Annotated in this window: 24 protein-coding genes and 1 pseudogene; 17 read left to right on the top strand and 8 right to left on the bottom strand. The window is 40.9% G+C overall.

The features are described 5' to 3' along the window. Positions 1–10 precede the first annotated feature (10 nt). Genes PFZ69_RS18000 through PFZ69_RS18020 form a run of 5 tightly spaced genes read left to right on the top strand, consistent with a single transcriptional unit; the run spans position 11 to position 5797 of the window. On the top strand, positions 11–1111 hold the full coding sequence (locus PFZ69_RS18000; protein WP_270182487.1) for a Glu/Leu/Phe/Val dehydrogenase dimerization domain-containing protein: 1101 nt from the start codon (positions 11–13) through the stop codon (positions 1109–1111). A gap of 29 nt (positions 1112–1140) precedes the next feature. Beyond that, positions 1141–2205, top strand: coding sequence for a pyruvate dehydrogenase (acetyl-transferring) E1 component subunit alpha (gene pdhA / locus PFZ69_RS18005; RefSeq protein WP_270182605.1), 1065 nt, complete (start codon positions 1141–1143; stop codon positions 2203–2205). Then, positions 2202–3197 carry an alpha-ketoacid dehydrogenase subunit beta gene (locus tag PFZ69_RS18010; protein ID WP_270182488.1) on the top strand — a complete coding sequence of 332 codons (996 nt, stop codon included), beginning with the start codon at positions 2202–2204 and terminating at the stop codon, positions 3195–3197. The genes pdhA and PFZ69_RS18010 overlap by 4 nt, the downstream gene beginning before the upstream one ends. A gap of 15 nt (positions 3198–3212) precedes the next feature. After that, positions 3213–4385, top strand: a complete 1173-nt coding sequence (locus PFZ69_RS18015; protein ID WP_270182489.1) for a dihydrolipoamide acetyltransferase family protein — start codon at positions 3213–3215, stop codon at positions 4383–4385. Continuing rightward, positions 4385–5797 (top strand): dihydrolipoyl dehydrogenase family protein, encoded by a 1413-nt coding sequence (locus PFZ69_RS18020; protein WP_270182490.1) that lies wholly within the window; start codon positions 4385–4387, stop codon positions 5795–5797. The genes PFZ69_RS18015 and PFZ69_RS18020 overlap by 1 nt, the downstream gene beginning before the upstream one ends. An 18-nt stretch (positions 5798–5815) precedes the next feature. Here the strand turns inward: PFZ69_RS18020 and PFZ69_RS18025 are convergent, their stop codons facing one another. Then, positions 5816–6385 (bottom strand): helix-turn-helix domain-containing protein, encoded by a 570-nt coding sequence (locus tag PFZ69_RS18025; protein ID WP_270182491.1) that lies wholly within the window; start codon positions 6383–6385, stop codon positions 5816–5818. A gap of 103 nt (positions 6386–6488) precedes the next feature. On the opposite strand from PFZ69_RS18025, the gene PFZ69_RS18030 reads away from it, so the two are divergent. The 6 genes from PFZ69_RS18030 to PFZ69_RS18055 all read left to right on the top strand — a co-directional run bounded on the left by PFZ69_RS18030 (position 6489) and on the right by PFZ69_RS18055 (position 10443). Then, positions 6489–7199 carry an AzlC family ABC transporter permease gene (locus PFZ69_RS18030; RefSeq protein ID WP_270182492.1) on the top strand — a complete coding sequence of 237 codons (711 nt, stop codon included), beginning with the start codon at positions 6489–6491 and terminating at the stop codon, positions 7197–7199. Then, on the top strand, positions 7192–7500 hold the full coding sequence (locus tag PFZ69_RS18035) for an AzlD domain-containing protein (RefSeq protein WP_270182493.1): 309 nt from the start codon (positions 7192–7194) through the stop codon (positions 7498–7500). The genes PFZ69_RS18030 and PFZ69_RS18035 overlap by 8 nt, the downstream gene beginning before the upstream one ends. A gap of 211 nt (positions 7501–7711) precedes the next feature. After that, positions 7712–7963, top strand: a complete 252-nt coding sequence (locus PFZ69_RS18040) for a hypothetical protein (protein WP_270182494.1) — start codon at positions 7712–7714, stop codon at positions 7961–7963. 180 nt (positions 7964–8143) lie between these two features. Further along, positions 8144–9415 carry a M48 family metallopeptidase gene (locus tag PFZ69_RS18045; protein WP_270182495.1) on the top strand — a complete coding sequence of 424 codons (1272 nt, stop codon included), beginning with the start codon at positions 8144–8146 and terminating at the stop codon, positions 9413–9415. A 114-nt stretch (positions 9416–9529) separates the two neighbouring features. Further along, positions 9530–9910, top strand: a complete 381-nt coding sequence (locus PFZ69_RS18050) for a YueI family protein (protein ID WP_270182496.1) — start codon at positions 9530–9532, stop codon at positions 9908–9910. A 17-nt stretch (positions 9911–9927) separates the two neighbouring features. Next, positions 9928–10443 (top strand): redoxin domain-containing protein, encoded by a 516-nt coding sequence (locus tag PFZ69_RS18055; protein WP_270182497.1) that lies wholly within the window; start codon positions 9928–9930, stop codon positions 10441–10443. A gap of 34 nt (positions 10444–10477) precedes the next feature. Here PFZ69_RS18055 and PFZ69_RS18060 read toward each other — a convergent pair whose 3' ends face one another. Continuing rightward, positions 10478–11815 carry a DUF2254 domain-containing protein gene (locus PFZ69_RS18060; RefSeq protein ID WP_270182498.1) on the bottom strand — a complete coding sequence of 446 codons (1338 nt, stop codon included), beginning with the start codon at positions 11813–11815 and terminating at the stop codon, positions 10478–10480. 128 nt (positions 11816–11943) lie between these two features. Here PFZ69_RS18060 and PFZ69_RS18065 point away from each other — a divergent pair, with 128 nt between their 5' ends. Continuing rightward, positions 11944–12117: a hypothetical protein gene (locus PFZ69_RS18065; RefSeq protein WP_270182499.1), complete on the top strand. Its 174-nt coding sequence runs from the start codon at positions 11944–11946 to the stop codon at positions 12115–12117. 206 nt (positions 12118–12323) lie between these two features. Here the strand turns inward: PFZ69_RS18065 and PFZ69_RS18075 are convergent, their stop codons facing one another. After that, positions 12324–12875: a histidine phosphatase family protein gene (locus PFZ69_RS18075; protein WP_270182501.1), complete on the bottom strand. Its 552-nt coding sequence runs from the start codon at positions 12873–12875 to the stop codon at positions 12324–12326. A 204-nt stretch (positions 12876–13079) separates the two neighbouring features. On the opposite strand from PFZ69_RS18075, the gene PFZ69_RS18080 reads away from it, so the two are divergent. Continuing rightward, a complete protein-coding gene (locus PFZ69_RS18080; RefSeq protein WP_270182502.1) occupies positions 13080–13619 on the top strand; it encodes a GNAT family N-acetyltransferase in 540 nt (179 codons plus the stop codon). A gap of 5 nt (positions 13620–13624) precedes the next feature. Here PFZ69_RS18080 and cls read toward each other — a convergent pair whose 3' ends face one another. Next, entirely contained in the window at positions 13625–15124 is a 1500-nt protein-coding gene (cls, locus tag PFZ69_RS18085) for a cardiolipin synthase (protein WP_270182503.1), read from the bottom strand. 55 nt (positions 15125–15179) lie between these two features. After that, positions 15180–15575 carry a DUF948 domain-containing protein gene (locus tag PFZ69_RS18090; protein ID WP_270182606.1) on the bottom strand — a complete coding sequence of 132 codons (396 nt, stop codon included), beginning with the start codon at positions 15573–15575 and terminating at the stop codon, positions 15180–15182. A gap of 159 nt (positions 15576–15734) precedes the next feature. Between PFZ69_RS18090 and PFZ69_RS18095 the strand changes: the two genes are divergently transcribed. The 4 genes and pseudogenes from PFZ69_RS18095 to PFZ69_RS18110 form a co-directional block, all read left to right on the top strand. After that, positions 15735–16433 (top strand): AIM24 family protein, encoded by a 699-nt coding sequence (locus PFZ69_RS18095; protein WP_270182504.1) that lies wholly within the window; start codon positions 15735–15737, stop codon positions 16431–16433. A gap of 150 nt (positions 16434–16583) precedes the next feature. Continuing rightward, entirely contained in the window at positions 16584–17024 is a 441-nt protein-coding gene (locus PFZ69_RS18100; protein WP_270182505.1) for a hypothetical protein, read from the top strand. Positions 17025–17196: 172 nt separating this feature from the next. Further along, complete coding sequence (locus tag PFZ69_RS18105; protein ID WP_270182506.1) at positions 17197–17565, top strand: KGG domain-containing protein; 369 nt, start codon at positions 17197–17199, stop codon at positions 17563–17565. A gap of 127 nt (positions 17566–17692) precedes the next feature. After that, a pseudogene (locus PFZ69_RS18110) lies at positions 17693–17944 on the top strand (KGG domain-containing protein); the annotation flags it as partial. 110 nt (positions 17945–18054) lie between these two features. On the opposite strand, the gene PFZ69_RS18115 reads toward PFZ69_RS18110, so the two are convergent. The 3 genes from PFZ69_RS18115 to PFZ69_RS18125 all read right to left on the bottom strand — a co-directional run bounded on the left by PFZ69_RS18115 (position 18055) and on the right by PFZ69_RS18125 (position 19382). Continuing rightward, positions 18055–18252 carry a DUF2188 domain-containing protein gene (locus PFZ69_RS18115; protein WP_270182507.1) on the bottom strand — a complete coding sequence of 66 codons (198 nt, stop codon included), beginning with the start codon at positions 18250–18252 and terminating at the stop codon, positions 18055–18057. 312 nt (positions 18253–18564) lie between these two features. Then, positions 18565–18927, bottom strand: a complete 363-nt coding sequence (locus PFZ69_RS18120; protein WP_270182508.1) for a DUF4870 domain-containing protein — start codon at positions 18925–18927, stop codon at positions 18565–18567. 107 nt (positions 18928–19034) lie between these two features. Then, on the bottom strand, positions 19035–19382 hold the full coding sequence (locus tag PFZ69_RS18125; protein ID WP_270182509.1) for a hypothetical protein: 348 nt from the start codon (positions 19380–19382) through the stop codon (positions 19035–19037). Positions 19383–19421 lie beyond the last annotated feature (39 nt).

Here is a 19421-nt window from a genome sequence, read left to right on the forward strand (position 1 = left end):
GGTGAAAATCATGTTTGATCGAATAGCTGAGCATGAACAAGTACTTTTTTGTAATGACGCAGATACAGGACTTAAGGCCATCATCGCGATACATAATACAACGCTTGGTCCTGCTCTTGGTGGCTGTCGGATGAGACCGTATGAAACCGTAGACGATGCTTTAGAAGATGTCCTAAGACTCTCTAAAGGAATGACATATAAATGTGCTGCAGCAGATGTGGATTTCGGAGGAGGTAAAGCTGTAATTATCGGAGATCCTCTTACAGATCGCACTCCTGAATTATTCCGTGCATTCGGTCAGTTTGTGGAATCGCTTAACGGGCGATTTTATACAGGAACAGATATGGGGACGACACCAGATAACTTTGTACATTCTCTACGTGAGACGAACTGTATCGTCGGCGTTCCAGAAGAATATGGTGGAAGCGGAGACTCTTCTATTCCTACTGCAAAAGGTGTTTTATACGGCATACAAGCTACGAACAAAATGGTATTTGGAAATGAAGAGTTCGGAGGTAAGACGTATGCGATTCAAGGTCTTGGAAAAGTAGGGTATAAAGTTGCTGAAATGTTGCTTGAAGAGGGCGCCGAAATTATCGTTACTGATATTAACCGCTCCGCTATCGATCGACTCATTCAGCGTGCGATCGAACTGAAGGGTGAGGTCAAGGTCGTCTCAGGTGATGAGATCTACGAAGCTGACGCAGATGTGTTCGTACCATGTGCGCTAGGTGGGATCATCAATGATCGTACGATCGATATGTTAAAAGTCAGTGCTGTTGTCGGATCAGCTAACAATCAACTTCTCACTCTTGAGCACGGAGACCGCCTTCATAATAGAGGGATTCTATATGCACCGGACTATATTGTGAACAGCGGAGGGTTGATACAAGTATCTGATGAGCTATATTCTCCTCACCCGATGCGTGTACTTCAAAAGACGAAAGCAATTTACGATACGCTTCATACGGTGTTCAAAAACGCAGAAGAAAATTCAATATCGACTGTCCAGGCTGCGAATTATTTTTGTGAAGAAAGAATTGAAAGCCGTAAAAGAAGAAATAGCTTCTTTTCTCACAAAAAGCCTGGCAAATGGGCTGTGCGTTCTTAAATGCAGATAATAGGAGGATACGTATGGATATGAATGAGAAATTCCCTATCGTACAGCTAATCACTGGTGACGGCAGGAGAACCGGAGCTATTTCTGAAAACATTACGATCGAAAAAGCAAAACGTTTTTATCAGCATATGGTGTTTTCTCGTTTGTTCGACCGAAAAGCAGTAAATCTTCAAAGACAGGGGCGTATTGGGACATACGCTCCTTTTGAAGGGCAGGAAGCTTCTCAGATCGGAAGTGCACTTGCTATGGAAGATGGCGACTGGATGTTTCCGACTTATCGCGATCATGCAGCTACTGCTGCATTTGGTCATTCTTTAAAAAATATATTCCTCTATTGGAAAGGGTGTATCGAAGGCTGTGTGCCTCCGAAAGGAAAGCATATCTTTCCACCTTCCGTTCCGATTGCATCTCAGATTCTTCACGCTACAGGTACCGCATGGGCGGAGCAAAAGAAAGGGACCGACAGAGTGTCGATCGTCTATTTTGGCGACGGTGCAACTTCTGAGGGAGATTTTCATGAGGGGCTAAACTTTTCCAGTGTGTTTAATATTCCTGTCGTATTTTTCAACCAAAATAATGGCTATGCGATCAGTGTTCCTCTTGAACGTCAGATGAAAACAAAAACGATTGCCCAGAAGGCTTTAGCATATGATATCCCTGGCGTTCGCGTCGATGGAAACGATGTGTTTGCTGTTTACGATGAAACGATCAAAGCGGTCGAGCGAGCAAGAAGCGGCGGTGGACCGACGTTGATCGAAGCAGTCACCTGGAGGTACGGCGCTCATACAACGACGGATGAGCCTTCGAAATATCGTGACCAGTCTGAAAGTAAAAGAAGAAGAGAGAATGAAGACCCAATTACAAGAGTAGAGAGGTTTCTTGAACATGAAGGGGCATGGGATTCAAATTGGGCAGAAAATGTTCATGAAGAGGCAGAACAAAAGCTTGATGAAGCGGTGATCGAAATGGAAAAAACGATTAAATCTGATGAATCACTCATGTTTGACCATGTGTTTGGGACGGATGTTTGGCCAGTTCAGGAGCAAAAGCATCGTTTCTTTTATGAAGGGAGCGAGAAGGGATGAGTACTGCCGTAAATACAAAGAAATTGACTATCGTCCAAGCGATTACGGATGCGTTAAGAGAAATGCTAGCTGAAGATGAATCCGTATTGGTGCTCGGAGAAGACGTAGGTAAGAACGGAGGGGTATTCAGAGCGACAGATGGTCTTTTTGAGCAGTTCGGTGATGATCGCGTAATCGATACGCCTCTAGCAGAATCAGGATTGATCGGGTCATCGATCGGTCTTGCGATGAACGGCTTTAAACCCGTTGTAGAAATACAGTTCCTTGGGTTTATCTATCCTGGTTTTAATCAATTGATCACCCATGCCACGCGCATTCGAACTAGGACGCAAAGCCGCTATACCGTTCCGTTAACTGTACGAGCTCCATATGGATCAGGCGTAAGAGCACCAGAAATTCATAGTGACAGTACTGAAGCTCTTTTCACTCATATTCCGGGCTTAAAAGTGGTTGTACCTTCAAACCCTTATGATGCAAAAGGTCTTCTGATCAGTTCTATTAAAGATCCAGACCCAGTTCTATTCCTTGAACCTATGAAAATATATCGTGCAGGGAAAGAAGATGTACCAACTGAAAGCTATTCTGTTCCACTTGGTAAAGCTTCAGTCAAACGAACAGGTGATGATGTCTCGATCTTCGCCTGGGGTGCTATGGTGAGAGTTGCAGAAAAAGCAGCTGAAGAAGCAAGTAAGAATGGAATGCACTGTGATGTCATCGACCTAAGAACGTTATATCCGTTAGATAAAGATGCAATCGCTGAATCTGTACAGAAAACGGGAAGAGCCATTATCGTCCATGAAGCTCCTTCAACTGGTGGCGTTAGCAATGACGTGATCGAGATCATCAACGATACTTCCTTCCTTTTCATGAGAGCCCCAATTAAAAAAGTGACAGGCTACGATACGCCTGTACCTCTATTTACACTTGAAGACGACTATGCGCCTGATGAAAAGAAAATCTATCGAGCAATTGAAGAAGTGACGCGTTTCTAAGGAGGGTGAACGTTAATGGAAGTGAAACTTCATGATATAGGTGAAGGGATGTCTGAGGGAGAAGTCGTTCAACTTCTCGTTAATCCTGGCGATGTTGTAACTGTGGATCAACCGTTGCTTGAAGTCCAAACAGATAAAGTGACGGCTGAGCTTCCGGCACCTATCGCTGGAAAGATTGAGAATATCCTTGTTTCTCCTGGAGATGTGATCGAGGTAGGGAATGTGATGTTAACGATCAATCCGGCTCAGGAAAGCGAGCGGCCTCCTGCTGAGTCAACAGAACGGGGATGGCGCAATCACAATAGAATACTAGCTGCTCCTTTTACTAGAAAGATTGCGAGGGAAAACGGGGTAGATATCGAGAAGGTTGTTGGAACTGGTCCTGCAGGGCGCGTCATGGATGAAGACGTGATCAACCATATGAAAACAAGTGTTAAGAAGCCGGCACCGATCAAGGAGAAAAAAGAAGTCAGGAAAGAAGCTCCACATGAAAGCTCGACAACGACCATACCATTCAAGGGGAGGCGTAAACAGATTGCAGCGAAGATGTCACATTCGCGACTTGCGATTCCTCACGTCTCACACTTTGATGAAGTCGACGTCTCCAATGTTCTGGAAATGAAAGCACAGTTAGAACAAAGGGGAGAGGCGATATCAGTTGCTGCGTTTTATATTAAAGCGGTTTGTACTGCCCTTAGAGACTTTCCTATTTTCAATGCAGTGCTCGATGAAGATGAAGGGGTTATCCATTTAAAGCCTTCTATTCATATTGGTCTTGCGGCTGATACGGAGGATGGATTGATCGTTCCAGTTATTCATGATTGTGACAAGCTTTCAGTTAAGGAAATCCATAAAGAAATGAAGAGGTTATATGAAGCTGCAAGTACGAATACGCTTCTTCCGAAAGAAATGTCTGGTAGTACATTTACCATCAGCAATGCTGGTCCCCTAGGTAGTACTGGTGCAACTCCGATTATCAATTACCCAGAAGTAGCGTTGATGGCTTTTCATAAAACAAAGAGAATGCCTGTCGTAGGTAAAAATGATGAAATCGTGATCCGTTCGATCATGAATCTATCGATGACGTTCGATCATAGGATAGCTGATGGTGCACATTCGATGCGATTTACGAATCGTGTGATGGAATTAATCGAGCAGCCTGCACTGCTCTTAACGGAGTTGAAATAATGGTAGTAGGAGAATTGGTATATGAAAAAGATCTGGTAATCATTGGAGCAGGCCCAGGAGGCTATCAGGCAGCGATCCGTGCAGCGAACTACGGACGTGATGTGACCTTGATCGATCGCACTGAACCTGGTGGGGAGTGCTTACATAGCGGGTGTATCCCTTCAAAACTGCTTGCTGTTTCTGCGAGTAAGATGAACGAAGCAGCTCCTGGCCTTACATTGTCAGCTTCCTTTTCGATGAAACAGTGGAACAGTGACAAAAAAGAAGTGGTAAAGAAACTAGAAACAGGACTTCACTCATTGTTCAAAACGAGTAAAATCGAATTTATACAAGGAAACGCCTCTTTCTTATCAGAGGAGCGGATCGGTGTTGAGCAAGGCGAGAAATTTGAAGTATGGTCTTTTAACCATGCGATCGTCGCAACAGGAAGCAGTCCGAAGATCCCCTCCTTTTATGAAGAACATAGTGATTTTGTACAATCTGTCGAAGACCTTTACAATCTGGAACGTGTGCCAGAGACCCTCGTTCTATATGGATCGGACTATGTGACTGCAGAAGCAGCAAGTAGCTTTCAAGCCCTTGGTTCTCATGTCCATGTGATGACAGATGAGGCGTCATTTCTATCTGAACTTGATGAAACGATTGGAAAAGAAGTAAGAAGACAGTTCAAGAAACAGGGAATCCGTGTTTCTACAGGGGTTACAAATATAACGATAAACGAAGAAGGAAGCTCTATAAAAGTTACGGCGCACGATTCTAAGGGGAAAGATTTACAGATGTTTGCCGATATATTAGGATATTCAGCCGGAAGAAGGCGTAATCTTGAAGCCCTCGGTTTAGAGAATGCGAGAGTTAAGGTGAATGACGATCACTTTATTACGATCGACGATTCATGTCAGTCATCTAATGATCGCATCTATGCTTGTGGTGATATTACAAACGGACCGTCACTTGCGGTTAAAGCGATCAAGCAAGGTAAGGTAGCAGCAGACAACTGCTGTGGGGTTTCTTCTGTATGTGATCTTACTTTTTTACCTGTCGTCATGCACACGTTACCTCAAGTAGCATCTGTCGGATTAACCGAAGCGGAAGCGAAAGAAGCAGGGTACCAAGTATCTACAGGGCTATCTCATATGAGAGCAAACGGCTATGCGACGTTACAAGGGCAACCTGAAGGTCTTGTAAAAGTGATAAGAGATGAGGAGACGCATCTTTTACTAGGCTTTCATGCAATTGGAAGCGGTGCGATCGAACTCATCGAAAAAGGAACGCTCGCCCTGGAGATGGTTGCTAGAGATGAAGACTTTATTTACCCATTTGCGCCTCACCCGGGATTTGGAGAAGCATGGATCGAAGCAGCTGAAAATTCACTTCAAACATTTAAAACAGAATCAAAACAAAAACAACGCTGATTGGCGTTGTTTTTTTGCTCACCTATGACGCGTGGGGTAATGAATGATCATCATCGCGTTACAAAGAGATTTTGATGGATTCACATAACGGTGTGGATAATTTGCGGTAAAGCGCAAGCTCTCACCTTTCTTAATCGTATACGAGATATCATTCACAACGAGCTGCATGTCCCCTTCTTCGACAAAAAGGTATTCTTCCACGCCTTCTGGATGAGGGTTAGAGTGATAATCGCAGCCTACATCTAACGTTATCGCGAAACTTTCAAACGATTTCCCTGGTTCCATTGGAAACAGGGGAACGACTTTCATTTTTCCACCTTCCTCAAAAAGCGGTTCAATTTCGTCTCTGTTCACCTTTTTTATCACTGGTTGTTCCTCATCTATAAAGGCTGTGAAGGAAACACCAAGGCCATTTGCAATTTTCCAAAGTGTATTTACGGTCGGGTTTGAGGCTCCTCTTTCAATTTGAGCGAGCATCGGCTTGCTAACTGAACATTGAGAGCTAAGCTGATCGAGACTCAGACCATTCTCCTGGCGTAGCTTCTTAAGCTTTTCACCGATTTGTTTTGTTAAAGAGTTGTCACTCATTCTTATCTCCTATTCTATGGTAAAATACCTATTGATGTTTTGTTTAATATAACATACAATCAGTATAATATATTGAACAACTAACGCCAATAGGAGTGATGGTATGCAGGCGATCACGAGTGTTACAAGAAGTGAGTCAGGATTTGCAACAGGTCTTAGAGCAGGAACAAGCATAGCGATTGGCTATATGCCAGTAGCGCTCACATTTGGCTTATTAGCTAGAACGACAGGGCTTACTGTGTTTGAAGCGATTTTAATGAGCATGCTAGTTTTTGCTGGCGCAGCACAGTACATAACGCTAAGCCTACTTGCAATCGGAACAGGTGCATTAGAAATTATATTTACAATATTCATTGTAAATATTCGACATCTATTGATGAGTGCCTCCATTAACGAAAGAGTAACAGAAGATTCGGTCTGGAAAAAGGCTCTATATGCATTTGGTATTACAGATGAGACGTTTACTGTAGCAGCTACAAAGAGTGGAAACGTGACGACAGGTTATATGTTTGGACTCTGCTTGATCTCCTACACGAGTTGGGTGGTTTTCACGGGAGCAGGATATATGGTGGGAGCATCACTTCCGGGTGTTATCCAACAGGGGATGAGCGTTGCACTATATGCGATGTTTGTTGGACTGCTTGTTCCGTCCTCTAAGAAGAGTCGGAAAGTCATCATTCTAGCAGGTTTGGCTGCACTCTTAAATAGTTTCTTTTCTTATCTTAGCATCTCGACAGGTTGGTCTATTGTCCTAGCTACATTATTATCATCCGTGCTAGTAGAGATTGTTATGGGGAGGAAAGAGAATGTCTAGTACAATGCTGTTGATCATCGTTGGTATGGCTGTCGTGACGTATATTCCAAGAATGGTGCCACTCGTATTCTTCAACTCTGATCACATACCTGCCTCTCTTCAAAACATACTGAAAAATGTACCGTTTGCGATTTTAGGCGCACTAATTTTTCCTGGTATCTTAACGATTCATGAAGACATGACATTTGGTCTGATCGGAGCAGCCGTCGCTTTCATCACTGCTTACCTTGGTGCCAACCTAATTGTCGTAGTGATGACTTCTGTTGGAGCTCTTAGTGTTTATGCGTATTTCTTTTTGTAAAGAGACATTTCAAGGATTATTGAACAATTTCTACTTCATTACAGGATGGTTAAATTAACGAAATAGTCAAAAATATTAGTGGTATTTACGTTTCAGTTCCTTTTGAGCGGGAAATTGTGTTACCAGGAAGGGATTCCCATCTAAAAAGGAGGGTTTCCGGAGCCTTGTTTCTCGCAGTCTAGAGAAATAATCTGCTAAAGGAGCTGGAAACATGTTAAAACCAACTGAAATTGAGGAAAAATCAACTTGTAGAATGTGCGATAATGATTATACTTGGTTCATTCCGATAGCAAAGGATAATTATCAATCACAAGGTAGGGTTGAAGCGACTGCAATTACGACAAAAAGCAGTCAAGCTCCAGTGGTTGAGCTCCATGTGATTGCACAATGTCCACATTGTGGAGTGATGAACCGATTTGATCACAGCTATGATCGCACGAACGTCTATGTGGAGAGTAAATAAACTGAAATGAAATCGGCGGTTATCCCGCCGATTTTTTTGTTCAACGTTTGTAATAATATTGATCTAAATCATAACAATATAGGTAAAGTACTAATACATAACCCTACAATACAGACAGGTTCTATTTGTGAGGTTTGCTCGTACAAATAATATAGAGAAAGTATCGGGAGGAGAAATATTATGAGGAAACGAGTAACCTGGTGGTTTATTCTTGGCTTCTCCGCATACGCGCTCTTAATGGGGCTTTATTTGTTTTATTGGGCTGACTTTGGAGTACCGAAAGCGTATCAAGGGACAGCGGCAGATCCAGCTACCTTCATGTCTGAACGGCAGCTTGAACTTTCGGAAGAATATTCACGCTACAGAAGTTTTTTATCATTCCTGTCAATTCCCTTTGAATGGGGGATCTACCTTCTTGTACTAGGATTCGGTCTATCGAAAATGTTCAAGTCGTTTGGGGAAGGAATCTCAAAGAAAGGTTTCGTTATCGTTCCTGTCTATATTGTTCTTCTCTCTGCCTTTACGTGGATCGTTACATTTCCTCTTAAATTTTGGAGCAGGTCCCTTTCAGTAAAATATGGCATCAATACCCAGGCTTTTTCCGATTGGATGAAGGACGAAATGATTTCTTTCTGGATAGAGATCGGTCTCACCTCAATCATAATCGGAGTGCTGTATTTCTTGATCAAACGCTTTGAGAAAAGATGGTGGCTTGCTGCATGGGGGCTGATGGTCCCGTACTTAGCTTTTATGATGTACATTCAACCCGTCGTTATCGATCCTTTGTACAACGACTTCAGTTCACTTTCAGATAAAGAACTTGAGGAGCAAATTCTCGGGTTAGCGAATGAGGCCAATATACCAGCTGACAGAGTATTTGAAGTGAACATGTCTGAAAAAACGAATGCAATGAATGCATATGTTACGGGAATAGGCTCAAATTTACGAATTGTGCTATGGGATACGACAACGAACAAGTTACAAGATGATGAAGTGCTTTTCATCATGGCCCACGAGATGGGGCACTATGTCATGAACCACTTGTATGGGAACCTTGCAGGTGCTTTGATCATGAGCTTGTTCGGTTTGTATATCGCTTATCGCCTTTTAGGTAAAATTGTTGCGAAGTGGGGAGATGCATGGGGGGCAACATCAGTCTCCGATATAACGACACTTCCTGCATTGCTGCTTCTCTTTTCAATCATGTCATTTATTGCAAGTCCGGTAGAACTTGCTATCTCGAGGCATGCTGAAATGAATGCCGATCAATATGCTATTGAGATGACAGACGATGTGGATGCTGCAGTAGGGTCTTTCCAGAAGCTAACAATAAACAGTTTAAACGAAGTGAATCCACCGATCTTAGTAAAGTTTTTCAAATACGGTCATCCAACAATGATGGAACGTTTAATCATGCTAAATCAATACGAAAACGATGCGCCTTCTGAATAACTCAGAAAGGCGTTTTTTATTTAGAGAAATGTCTAAGTTCGAATCTCTCTTTACTAGCATTTCAATCATACTATGTGAGACACTATTCTTAATCATCAAGAAGAGGTGGATGAATTGGACAAAGAGATCAAACAAGCATTAGAAGCTGGAATACATGGTACTCCTGAGTTAAAGCCTGCTGAAAAAGCACTTTACTTATCAACGTTCAGGGAGCGAGTTTACGTTGCACTTACGAAAAGACAAGTAGCTCAAAAACTGTATCCTTCTGTAAAGAACGAGATGAGTAGGGGGCGTGTTTTACTCCTAAATGGAGATTTACCGTATTCCATGCTATCGAAATATATAAAAGAAGCAAACAAAGCTTCAATACCGTTTACGATCATTAATGATAAAGAGACCGATACTCCTTTAGGGCTAGTGCTAGCATCAAAAGATGATGCAGTAAATCGTGAAGAAATCTTCGTTCGCGATGAATATTTCTCTCTAGATACGTAATAAAGGAGTGAAACGAGATGCTTAAACGAATCGTGCTTCTCATCCTTGTCGCTGCGCTTGGATGGGGAGTTTATAGTACGGTAATCGCAGAACCAAGTGTTGGTACAGAAATAAACGATCGTGCACCTGACTTCACTCTTACGACACTTGAAGATGAAGAAAAAGTAAGCTTGTCGGATTTTGAAGGAAAACCGGTGTTTTTAAATTTCTGGGCAACCTGGTGTCCACCTTGTGAAGAGGAAATGCCAGATATTCAGGCCTTCGCTGATCAATACGGGGAAGAGGTCGAAGTGATATCGGTGAACTTTACGAAGTTTGAACCTAAAAAGGATGAGATTCCGATCTTTGTTGAAGAAAATAACTTGAGATTTCCTGTTTTGATGGATAATGAGGGGAAGGTAGGAGAAGATCTCTACAAAGTTATTTCTATGCCTACTTCCTACATGATCGATCGTGAAGGAGTTATTGTTGAAAAACGGGTAGGCCCTTTAACCCTTGAAGAAATGGAAGAGTGGTTGCAATCTGCATCATAAACAAAAACGGCCCATATCGGCCGTTTTTTGTGTTTTAGACTGGCTTTTTGAGAGGCGTATAAGCCTCTTCAAATCCGGTTGCTTTTGCCACCTTTTTTAATTTTTCATTGATAAATCGAAAATCCAGATCATCTAGAACATTTGGATCAAATCCTCTTATCACAAACTGACCGAACTCCCATATCGTCTCATGAATGTCATGCTTATTCCCGTCTGCTGCAAGTTCTAGTGAGTGAAGGATCGAGCCAAGAACGGATACGTCCTCACGCGCATAATGCCTGATTTGGTAAAAACTTTTATAAAGGTACGTACTATAGGTTACTGGGTTCGTTATGACGCGAAGGTTTTTGTTTTCATCATGGTATAAAGGTTGTGGGATATGCTTTTGCCCTAACCTTGATAACACCCTTCCTAAGCGATTGATGCAATTGATCGCAGTATTAGGATCGTTGATTCCAGGGGAAATTGCTCTTAATGCAATTTCAACGAGCTTTTGGATTCCATATTCAATATCTTGATCTGTTGTTCGTTCCGTTCCAAGCGATAAGGCATCTAATATTTTTTCTTCTCCGGGATAATCTTTTGCAGACCAATAAGAGATGACGACTGTACCTTCGTCGATGAATTCACCAATATCTCTATCAAGTTTAATAATAAGATCATGTTGAATTGCGATCTTTAATAGATCTTTGATCGCTACATTTTGTAGATAACCAGATACTCTAGAAGAAATTGTACGAGGTTCTTTCATTTTGATTTCATCGAGTTCCCAAGAGTCCCATGAAGCGGATCCACCTTCGTTCGCCTTTTCAAAATCCATAAATGTTCGATCGATTGTATCCATCGTGTTCTTTGAGATATGTTTGATTAAGTTTCCGACTAGAATCCAGTTTGCAACGTGGTGGATAAAGTACACAAAATAAGCGACGCATACAATAGCATAAGTGACTGCCAAAACCGGCGCAAAGTAAACGAATCCATCCTCTGCGGTTTGTTCGATCAGTAGGAGAAGGATGATGAAGTAGATGATCCCACCTACAAAAATCCCAAGGACACGCTTCGTAATGCGATCTGTTATGAAGTTCTGAAGTGTTCTTGGAGAAAAATTTGATAAATAGGTAGTAAGTACAACCATGATGGTAGAGAAAGTAATGGTGGTCATCGTTAACATTGAAGACACGAGTGTGCTTAAGATTGTTATACTTGTATCATAGGTAGCGAAGAAGAAGTAAGGTAGGATAATGGCATTTCCTTGAATGAAGTGCCTGTCAAAAACAAGCGTAAGAATCGCTGCAATGAAAGCTCCCACTCCATAGAAGGTTGGAATGAACCAAAAGCTGGATCGGATTTGTCGTAATTTACTATACTTCACTACCATCACCCCCTACTATATACTTAGGTTAGTATTTGATAATGAAGTCATAATTCATACATCTGCCGTGTTACTTTTAATTTAAAAGGGTATGAAAAATATAAGAGATTCAAGAGGAGGCGTTGTCTATGATCATTCATAAATCTGGAGTCTATCGCAATATTCATGAAAAGCGCTACGAATACTGGGTAGTAAAGTCGGAGGACCTAAAAGTGATGGCTTCTTGGATCAGTTGGGATGTACCACAGCACGCAATCGATAAATGGATGAACGAAGTAACTGATATCGAAACGACATATTAAAAACCTCCCGAAGCATTAGGAGGTTTAGGGTAAGTCTTTTTTTATCCGCTTTTTTACAACGTCTTTAGGTTCCCAGCAGTCGAATCGATACGTAGGTTTGGTTTCAAAACCGAGCCGTTTGCATCTGTAAGAAGTACGTGGGTTTTTAACGATTTCAAAATGAATGCACGTAGCACAACAATGGTATTTTGAATAAAATCCGGTCTTCATGTAGGGATCACATTCACATGATCGATCGAAACGATTTTATCATTTTCGAAAACCAGCTTAAAACAATCAGGGTTCTTTAACGACTTCCAAGTATTGAATCCGTGTGAGGATTCAAAGTGATTGAGAATTAGTGTGAAGAGATTTCCATGCGTTACCACAAGTGAATTTTCATTTGTTACTTGAACAACATCCATCACAGCTTCTACTCCTCTAGTTGCTGCTTCAGAACTAGATTCCCCGCCCGTTAGCTTGTAAGAGAAATCATCAAACGTTTTTTCTAATTCAGTCATCCAGTCATCTAGACTTACTTCTGAGAGTCTTCGTTCTTCTAACCTTTCATCGATCGTGATCTGCTTGTCTAGTTTTAGCGCAATCGGTTCAATCGACTGAAGAGCTCTTGTGAAAGGAGAAGAATAAAGTTTATCGAATTTTATACCTTGTAGATGGTCCGCTAACATCACGGCCTGCTCCCGGCCTTTCGCAGTCAATGAAGCATCATGAGCTTGACCTTCTGCTTCACAGTGACGAATGAGGTACAGGTTTTTCACTAAGATCACTCCTTCACTACTCTGAATAATTTTTCATCATAAATTTTACCATGATTAGCTTATGAGCAAAAAATAAATTCAAAAAATTGAAACTTAATTGTTTCTCAATCGTCTTATAATTGATCCCCTTATTTTATGTTTTTTTATTTTGCCTGGAGAGCAGACGTTCTCCAGGAATTTTTTTGAAGTGGAGAGGATGTTTACGTGAACGTATTTCCTGAACTTATTACAACAAGGCTGCGTTTAAGAGAGATTAAAGAAGAAGATGTTACGGCGTTATTTACGATTTTTTCTAGTGCACACACAATGAAGTATTATGGCAATGATACGATTCAGAACTTAGAAGAAGCTGAAGGAATCATGATGAGTTTTAGAAAAGGGTTCGAGAACAAGCGAGCATGGAGATGGGGAATCACACTTAAAGAGTCTGATGAGTTAATCGGAACATGTGGTTTCCATAACTGGGCTGAGCGTGTTGGAAGAATCGAGATTGGCTATGATTTAGTAGAAAAAGCAGAAGGAAAGGGATATATGACAGAGGCTCTATCCGCCATTATCCCGTTTGGTTTTGATGAGTTGCACCTCAATCGTATAGGGGCATTGGTTCATCCTGATAACACATCCTCCCGAAAGTTAGTAACGAAGCTCGGTTTTCAGGAGGAGGGGGTTCTTAGAGACTATGCATACGCAGGAGGCAAGCACTTTGATCTTATGATGCACGCTCTCTTAAAAAAAGATTGGTGATGTCATTAGAGAACGGGAGAAAATAACCTTGCGAAGGATTCTTTCGTACGGTGAAGCAATCCTCTTTCGTTATATCTGTTCTTATCTACTTTTATAGAGTCTTTTATATCTTCTTGGTAGGCGTTTATTAAGTCGGTAATGGTGTTCGCCTGAAATAAGAAAACATTCACTTCAAAGTTTAAGTGCATCGAACGCATGTCCATATTTGCTGTTCCAATCGTTGCGATATCATCATCCACAATCATAATCTTCTGGTGAAGAAACCCTCGTTGGTACATATACACTTCTACACCGTACTCCAGAAGCTGTGAGAAGTAGGATCGAGTAGCGTATTGTGTAAGAAAACCATCACTCACTTCAGGAACGATTAACTTAACCTCCACACCACGCATCGCAGCGATGGAAAGAGCTGCTCTAAGAGCTTTGTTTGGAACGAAATAAGGTGTTGCGATCCACACGCGATCTTTTGCAGTTGTGATCAAGCTGAAGTAAAGGTCGGTCATAGCACTTCTCTTTGTATCAGGTCCGCTCGGGACAACCTGAGCACCGCCGTCACCTTCCACATCATACGTTTCTAGATACTTTTCCGATAACAGGCTTTCTCCAGACATGTATTCCCAATCCATAAGGAAAACACCGTGTACAGCAGAAATGATTTCACCTTTTACGAGAAGGTGGGTATCTCTCCAGTAGTTCCTATTATTGTAATCGCCGGCGTACTCATCTCCGATATTAAGGCCTCCGACAAAAGCGGTACGTCCATCGATCACGATGATTTTTCTATGGTTTCGAAAATTAACGGTTTGATTGAAGAAACCGTATTTAATGGGAAGGAACTGCTGAACACTTGCCCCTGCAGCTCTTAGAGCATTCTTAGAAGCCCTCGAAAGATTATGACTGCCGATTGAATCATAGAGCACTCGAACTTCAACGCCTTCTTTCGCTTTTTCAACGAGGAGCTCAATGATCGATTTTCCTAACTCATCGGAACGGAAAGTGTAGTATTCCATGTGAATGTACGTTTTTGCTTTTTTTATTTCTTCCTTAATAGCAGGAAATGTATCACTTCCGTTTAAAAGAAGCTTCGTTTGGGATCGCATGCTGATAGGACTAGACACCATCGTAGCAATTAGGTTTGAAAAGTTTTGGTTCCGCTCATTCAAGTCATGCCAGCGCTCTGATGCAGAGAAATTAACATATTTCTGAAAAAACTCGAGGCCGTTTGTACGTTTCTCTTTAAACAAGTGCCCCTTTACCTCTAACTGACCTGAGAAGAGGAAGAACACATACCCTATAATGGGAAAGAAAATCAGCACGTACATCCACAACAACGTTTTATAAGGTGACCTTTGTTCAAGCATGAGGACGAAGAGAATAGAAAATAAGATCACAAGATAGATTGTTCCAAAAACCCACTTCCATAGGGTGGGGATCGATGTGAACAACACGCTATAAAGGCTTGTTGTCATCAGAATAAAGAAAATGATTTGTCTAATTTGTTTCATAAGTAGCCCACCTAATAAGTTGTTTTGCAGTACAAAAAAAGTAAGGGCTGCGCCCTTACTCCGCTCTCGATTTTCTCTTAACGCGGTAGCGGCCCCACATGTCGATCAGTCGATCGCCTAGTTCGACCAACCTTTCATCTGATGTATCTTTTTGTGGGTTTGGTGTGTTCTTAATCGATGTGAAAAGTTTTTTGAATGGTTCAGGAGTTGCTTTCGCTTCTCCGATCACGCCTTGAATCGTTTCTTTTTTCGATTGAATGTTCTCTGTTATTTGATTCGATGTGTTTGTTAAGTTCGTTGTTTCTTCGTTGATCTTATCTACTTTTTCTTGCAGTCTTGCTGCAGTGGCAGAAAAATCGTTCAGTGATACTTTTGTTTCTTTAGAGGTTTTTACTGCAACGATGCCGAGATAAATGAGTGAAAGGACAACTAGTGCAATACTTACATACACGATGATCAAGGTCATACCTCCAGTCTTAGTCTTATACGTTTTAATGTACCCTGTGCTGGAATGATCCAAACAGTCTATATCTACAGTCTAAACCAACTGTGTGAGAAGTTATAGCGATTATTGTAAAATGGTGGTAAGAAATAGAAGGGAGAGGTTTTTGTGAATCGATACTCGATGGATGAGTTCGTAAAATCAACAGAGCAAAAGGATAAAGGTGAAGGTTTTTTTGAACTTGAAACTGAAAGAATGTTGGAAGTGAACTTAAACGGTAAAGTATGGGCAAAAGCCGGATCTATGATCACGTATAATGGGGAAATAAAATTCGAACGTGAAGGAATTTTAGAACATGGGTTAGGTAAAATGTTCAAAAAAGCATTCACAGGTGAAGGTGCTTCTCTTATGAAAGCTGAAGGAAGAGGGAAGCTATACTTAGCTGATTCTGGGAAAAAGATTTCAATCATTCATTTAGGTCATGGTGAGTCGATCAGCGTAAACGGCAATGATCTTCTTTCATTTGAAGAACGAATCGATTGGGATATTCGAATGATGAAGCGAATTACTGGGATGATGGCTGGTGGTTTATTTAATGTAACATGTAATGGACCTGGCATGATTGCCGTAACGAGTCATTATGAGCCGCTCACGATTCGAGTAACACCAGATAAACCAGTTATTACTGATCCAAACGCAACGGTAGCATGGTCTGGTAATTTAAACCCAGATTTTCAAACTGATGTGTCTCTGAAGTCCTTTTTTGGAAGAGGCAGTGGAGAGTCGATCCAGATGAAATTCGAGGGAGAAGGGTTTGTGGTTGTTCAGCCTTTCGAAGAAGTATACATGCAAAACAACCAGGGATAAAGAGGGGATAAAAAACTTTTTTCATAGGAAGATCCTATTAAAATAGCGAAACCTATCATTTTATGCAGAACGAAGGAAAATATTCCTATTGAATTTATCTGATTTTTCATTATAATCATACAAAAGGGTTCTCTAAAGGAGAGTGCATGTATGATTCGATTAGAAAAAGGCAACCTTCTTAAAAGTGATTGTACTGTTATTGCTCACCAATGTGATTGCTTCAATGCATTAGATGTCGGTATTGCAAAATCAGTGAAAGAAACGTACCCTGAAGCAGCGAAAGCAGACGAAAACTTTCCATTTCCACCAAAAAAGAAGCTAGGTAAATGTTCGTTTGCTTTGAGTCATGATAATAAAAGAATTATTGCTAATCTATACGGTCAATATAAACCAGCCGGTCTTCAAACCAACTACCCAGCCTGGTTGAAATCTTTTGAGAGTATGATTAAAGAATTAAAGCCCTTTGAAGAAAAAGGTTTTAAAATAAAAATCGGTTGTGGAATCGATAAAGACGATTTGATCAACGTAAAGAAATCACTAGAAAAGCTTTCTAAGAAATACGAAAGACCAATCCATGTGTACTACTCTTAATCGCTAAGCCCCCAAGTTGGGGGCTTTTTTTTGTGTGAAGAAAACATAGCATGTTGGTAAGATTGGCTTATATTTGTAAAATAACCCCATTATTTGGTTTTGAAAAAGTCTACCGTGGAATACCACAACTGTAGCAAAAAAAGAAAAAAGTATCTTAAAGGAGGAAGAGAACATGGCAAATAACAATGAAAAGATGAGCAGAGAAGAAGCTGGTCGAAAAGGTGGAAACAAAACCGCGAGAGAACATAACAAAGAGTTTTACCAAGATATCGGCCAAAAAGGTGGAGAAACAACTGCAAATGAACATGACAAAGAATTCTATCAAGAAATAGGAGAAAAAGGTGGAAACAAAACAGCAAGAGAACACGATAAGGAATTCTACGAAGAGATCGGCGAAAAGGGCGGAAACAAAACTGCACGTGAACACGATAAAGAGTTTTATCAGGAGATAGGAGAAAAAGGCGGAGAGCAAACGTCTAAGAATCATGATAAAGAGTTCTATAAGGAAATAGGAAAAAAAGGTGGAAATCAGAACAAATAAAAAAAGAGCGGTTTGGGCCCGCTCTCTCTAAATGATACTTCACATAGAGTGTACCAAATTTATGAAAAACAGTAAAATACGTAAATTGAGTGAGATATAAACACACATTCTAAAGGAGGATTTTCAAATGGCTGATAATAACAATAACAAGATGAGTAGAGAAGAAGCAGGGCGTAAAGGCGGAAATAAGACTGCTAGGGAGCACGACAAAGAATTCTACGAAGAAATTGGTGAAAAAGGCGGAAACAAAACAGCGCGTGAGCATGATAAAGAGTTTTATCAAGAAATAGGAGAAAAAGGCGGAGAGCAAACATCTAAGAATCATGACAAAGAATTTTACGAAGAGATTGGAAAAAAAGGCGGTAAAAATAGCGGAAACGGCAGCAACAGTAATTGATCGGTACGAAGAGCGGAGAAGCCTCCGCTCTTTTTTTTTATGGACTTAAACAAAATTAAAACCCCTTCTATTGAAAGGGGCTAGAGTAGTTATTAAAATTTACGCTCTTCCTCGACTTCATGCTGATCATTCAAGATCAATACTTTACTAGGAGTATCTTCCTTTGCAAGTTCCTCTGCCTTCTCAACAGCATCTGAACGCATTTTATATAAATCTGTAGGTGCAATATCTTCCACCTTAACATACCAGCCTGTTACATCTTTGTTTGGTGCTACTGTGAATTCTTTCATGATTTTGTTCCTCCTTTAGTTGGTGTATATGTACTTCTTTCCCAACAAGATGGAAGCTAAAACCTGCCTAAAACGATTCAGAAAAAATAAAAAACCAGCGGTCCGCTGGTTTATTGAGGTCTTGTTGTGATATAGAAACCGACGATAAAAGCGATAGGTACAGCCCACACCATAAATGCAAGCGCCCATACAGTAAAACGGTTCCATTCTTTTCCTTTTGCAGTCAAGGCACACCCTCCACATTCTAAGTTTACTTCCATTATAACATGGACATACCTAAATTATGTGGAAACATTAAAAATTAGTCGAATGTTAGGTGATCATTCGAAACGTCAGCGGGTACCGATAATCTTCGCCCTGATTCGATTTTACTGAAGCGATGATAATAAAAACAAGTTGGACGATAAAAACTGCAGGTAGAAGGATGAATCCGATTAAGACGAGCGTGAGTATTCCTGCGATGATGCCGTAGATGGTCATGCAAATTTGGAAATTCAATGCTTCTTTTGCTTGCTCATTAATAAAAGGATGAACATCCTTCTTTAGTGACCAAATGATTAATGGAGCAATGATGTTACCAAACGGAATTAAATAGCCTGATAGTGCAGAAAGATGCGCAAACATAGCCCATGAACGCGTTTCGTCATCGGGGGTTTGAATGTTCTTTTCTTCCATGAAGTACCTCCTTCATAACCGTCTATATACAAGGTATTATTAAGGCTTCTTAGATATTCTTTGCGATTTGTTCCCAACGAAAAAAAGGAACCTGTCGCTGGCTCCTTCTAGTTGGAATTATAAGTAATCACGTAATGTGCTCTCTCTGTCGTTATTTTTAGCTCATTTGCTGAACGATCGATTTCTTTTAAATCTTCTAATTGTACTTCATAGTTAGCGTCTGGAAGGGAAACGGGATTTTTTTCAGATATGATCTTACCTTTTCCCTCTAGTTGTAGGAGGGAAGAAGGCGTGTAATTATCGATCGTTTCCTCTCTGTGAAACAAAGAAATGCGATCTAATACCATGATTACCTTATCCAAGTCTTCATTCTCTTGTTTTTGAATGATAAGATGTCCGCCAACCCAATCGTTTAAGGTTTCTTGTATACGAGATACCATTTCAGTAGTTTCCATATTTTTCACCTCAATATAAACTTCCCCGAATTTAAGGTA

The organism is Alkalihalobacillus sp. CinArs1 (assembly GCF_947387515.1).
Classification (GTDB): domain Bacteria; phylum Bacillota; class Bacilli; order Bacillales; family Guptibacillaceae; genus Guptibacillus.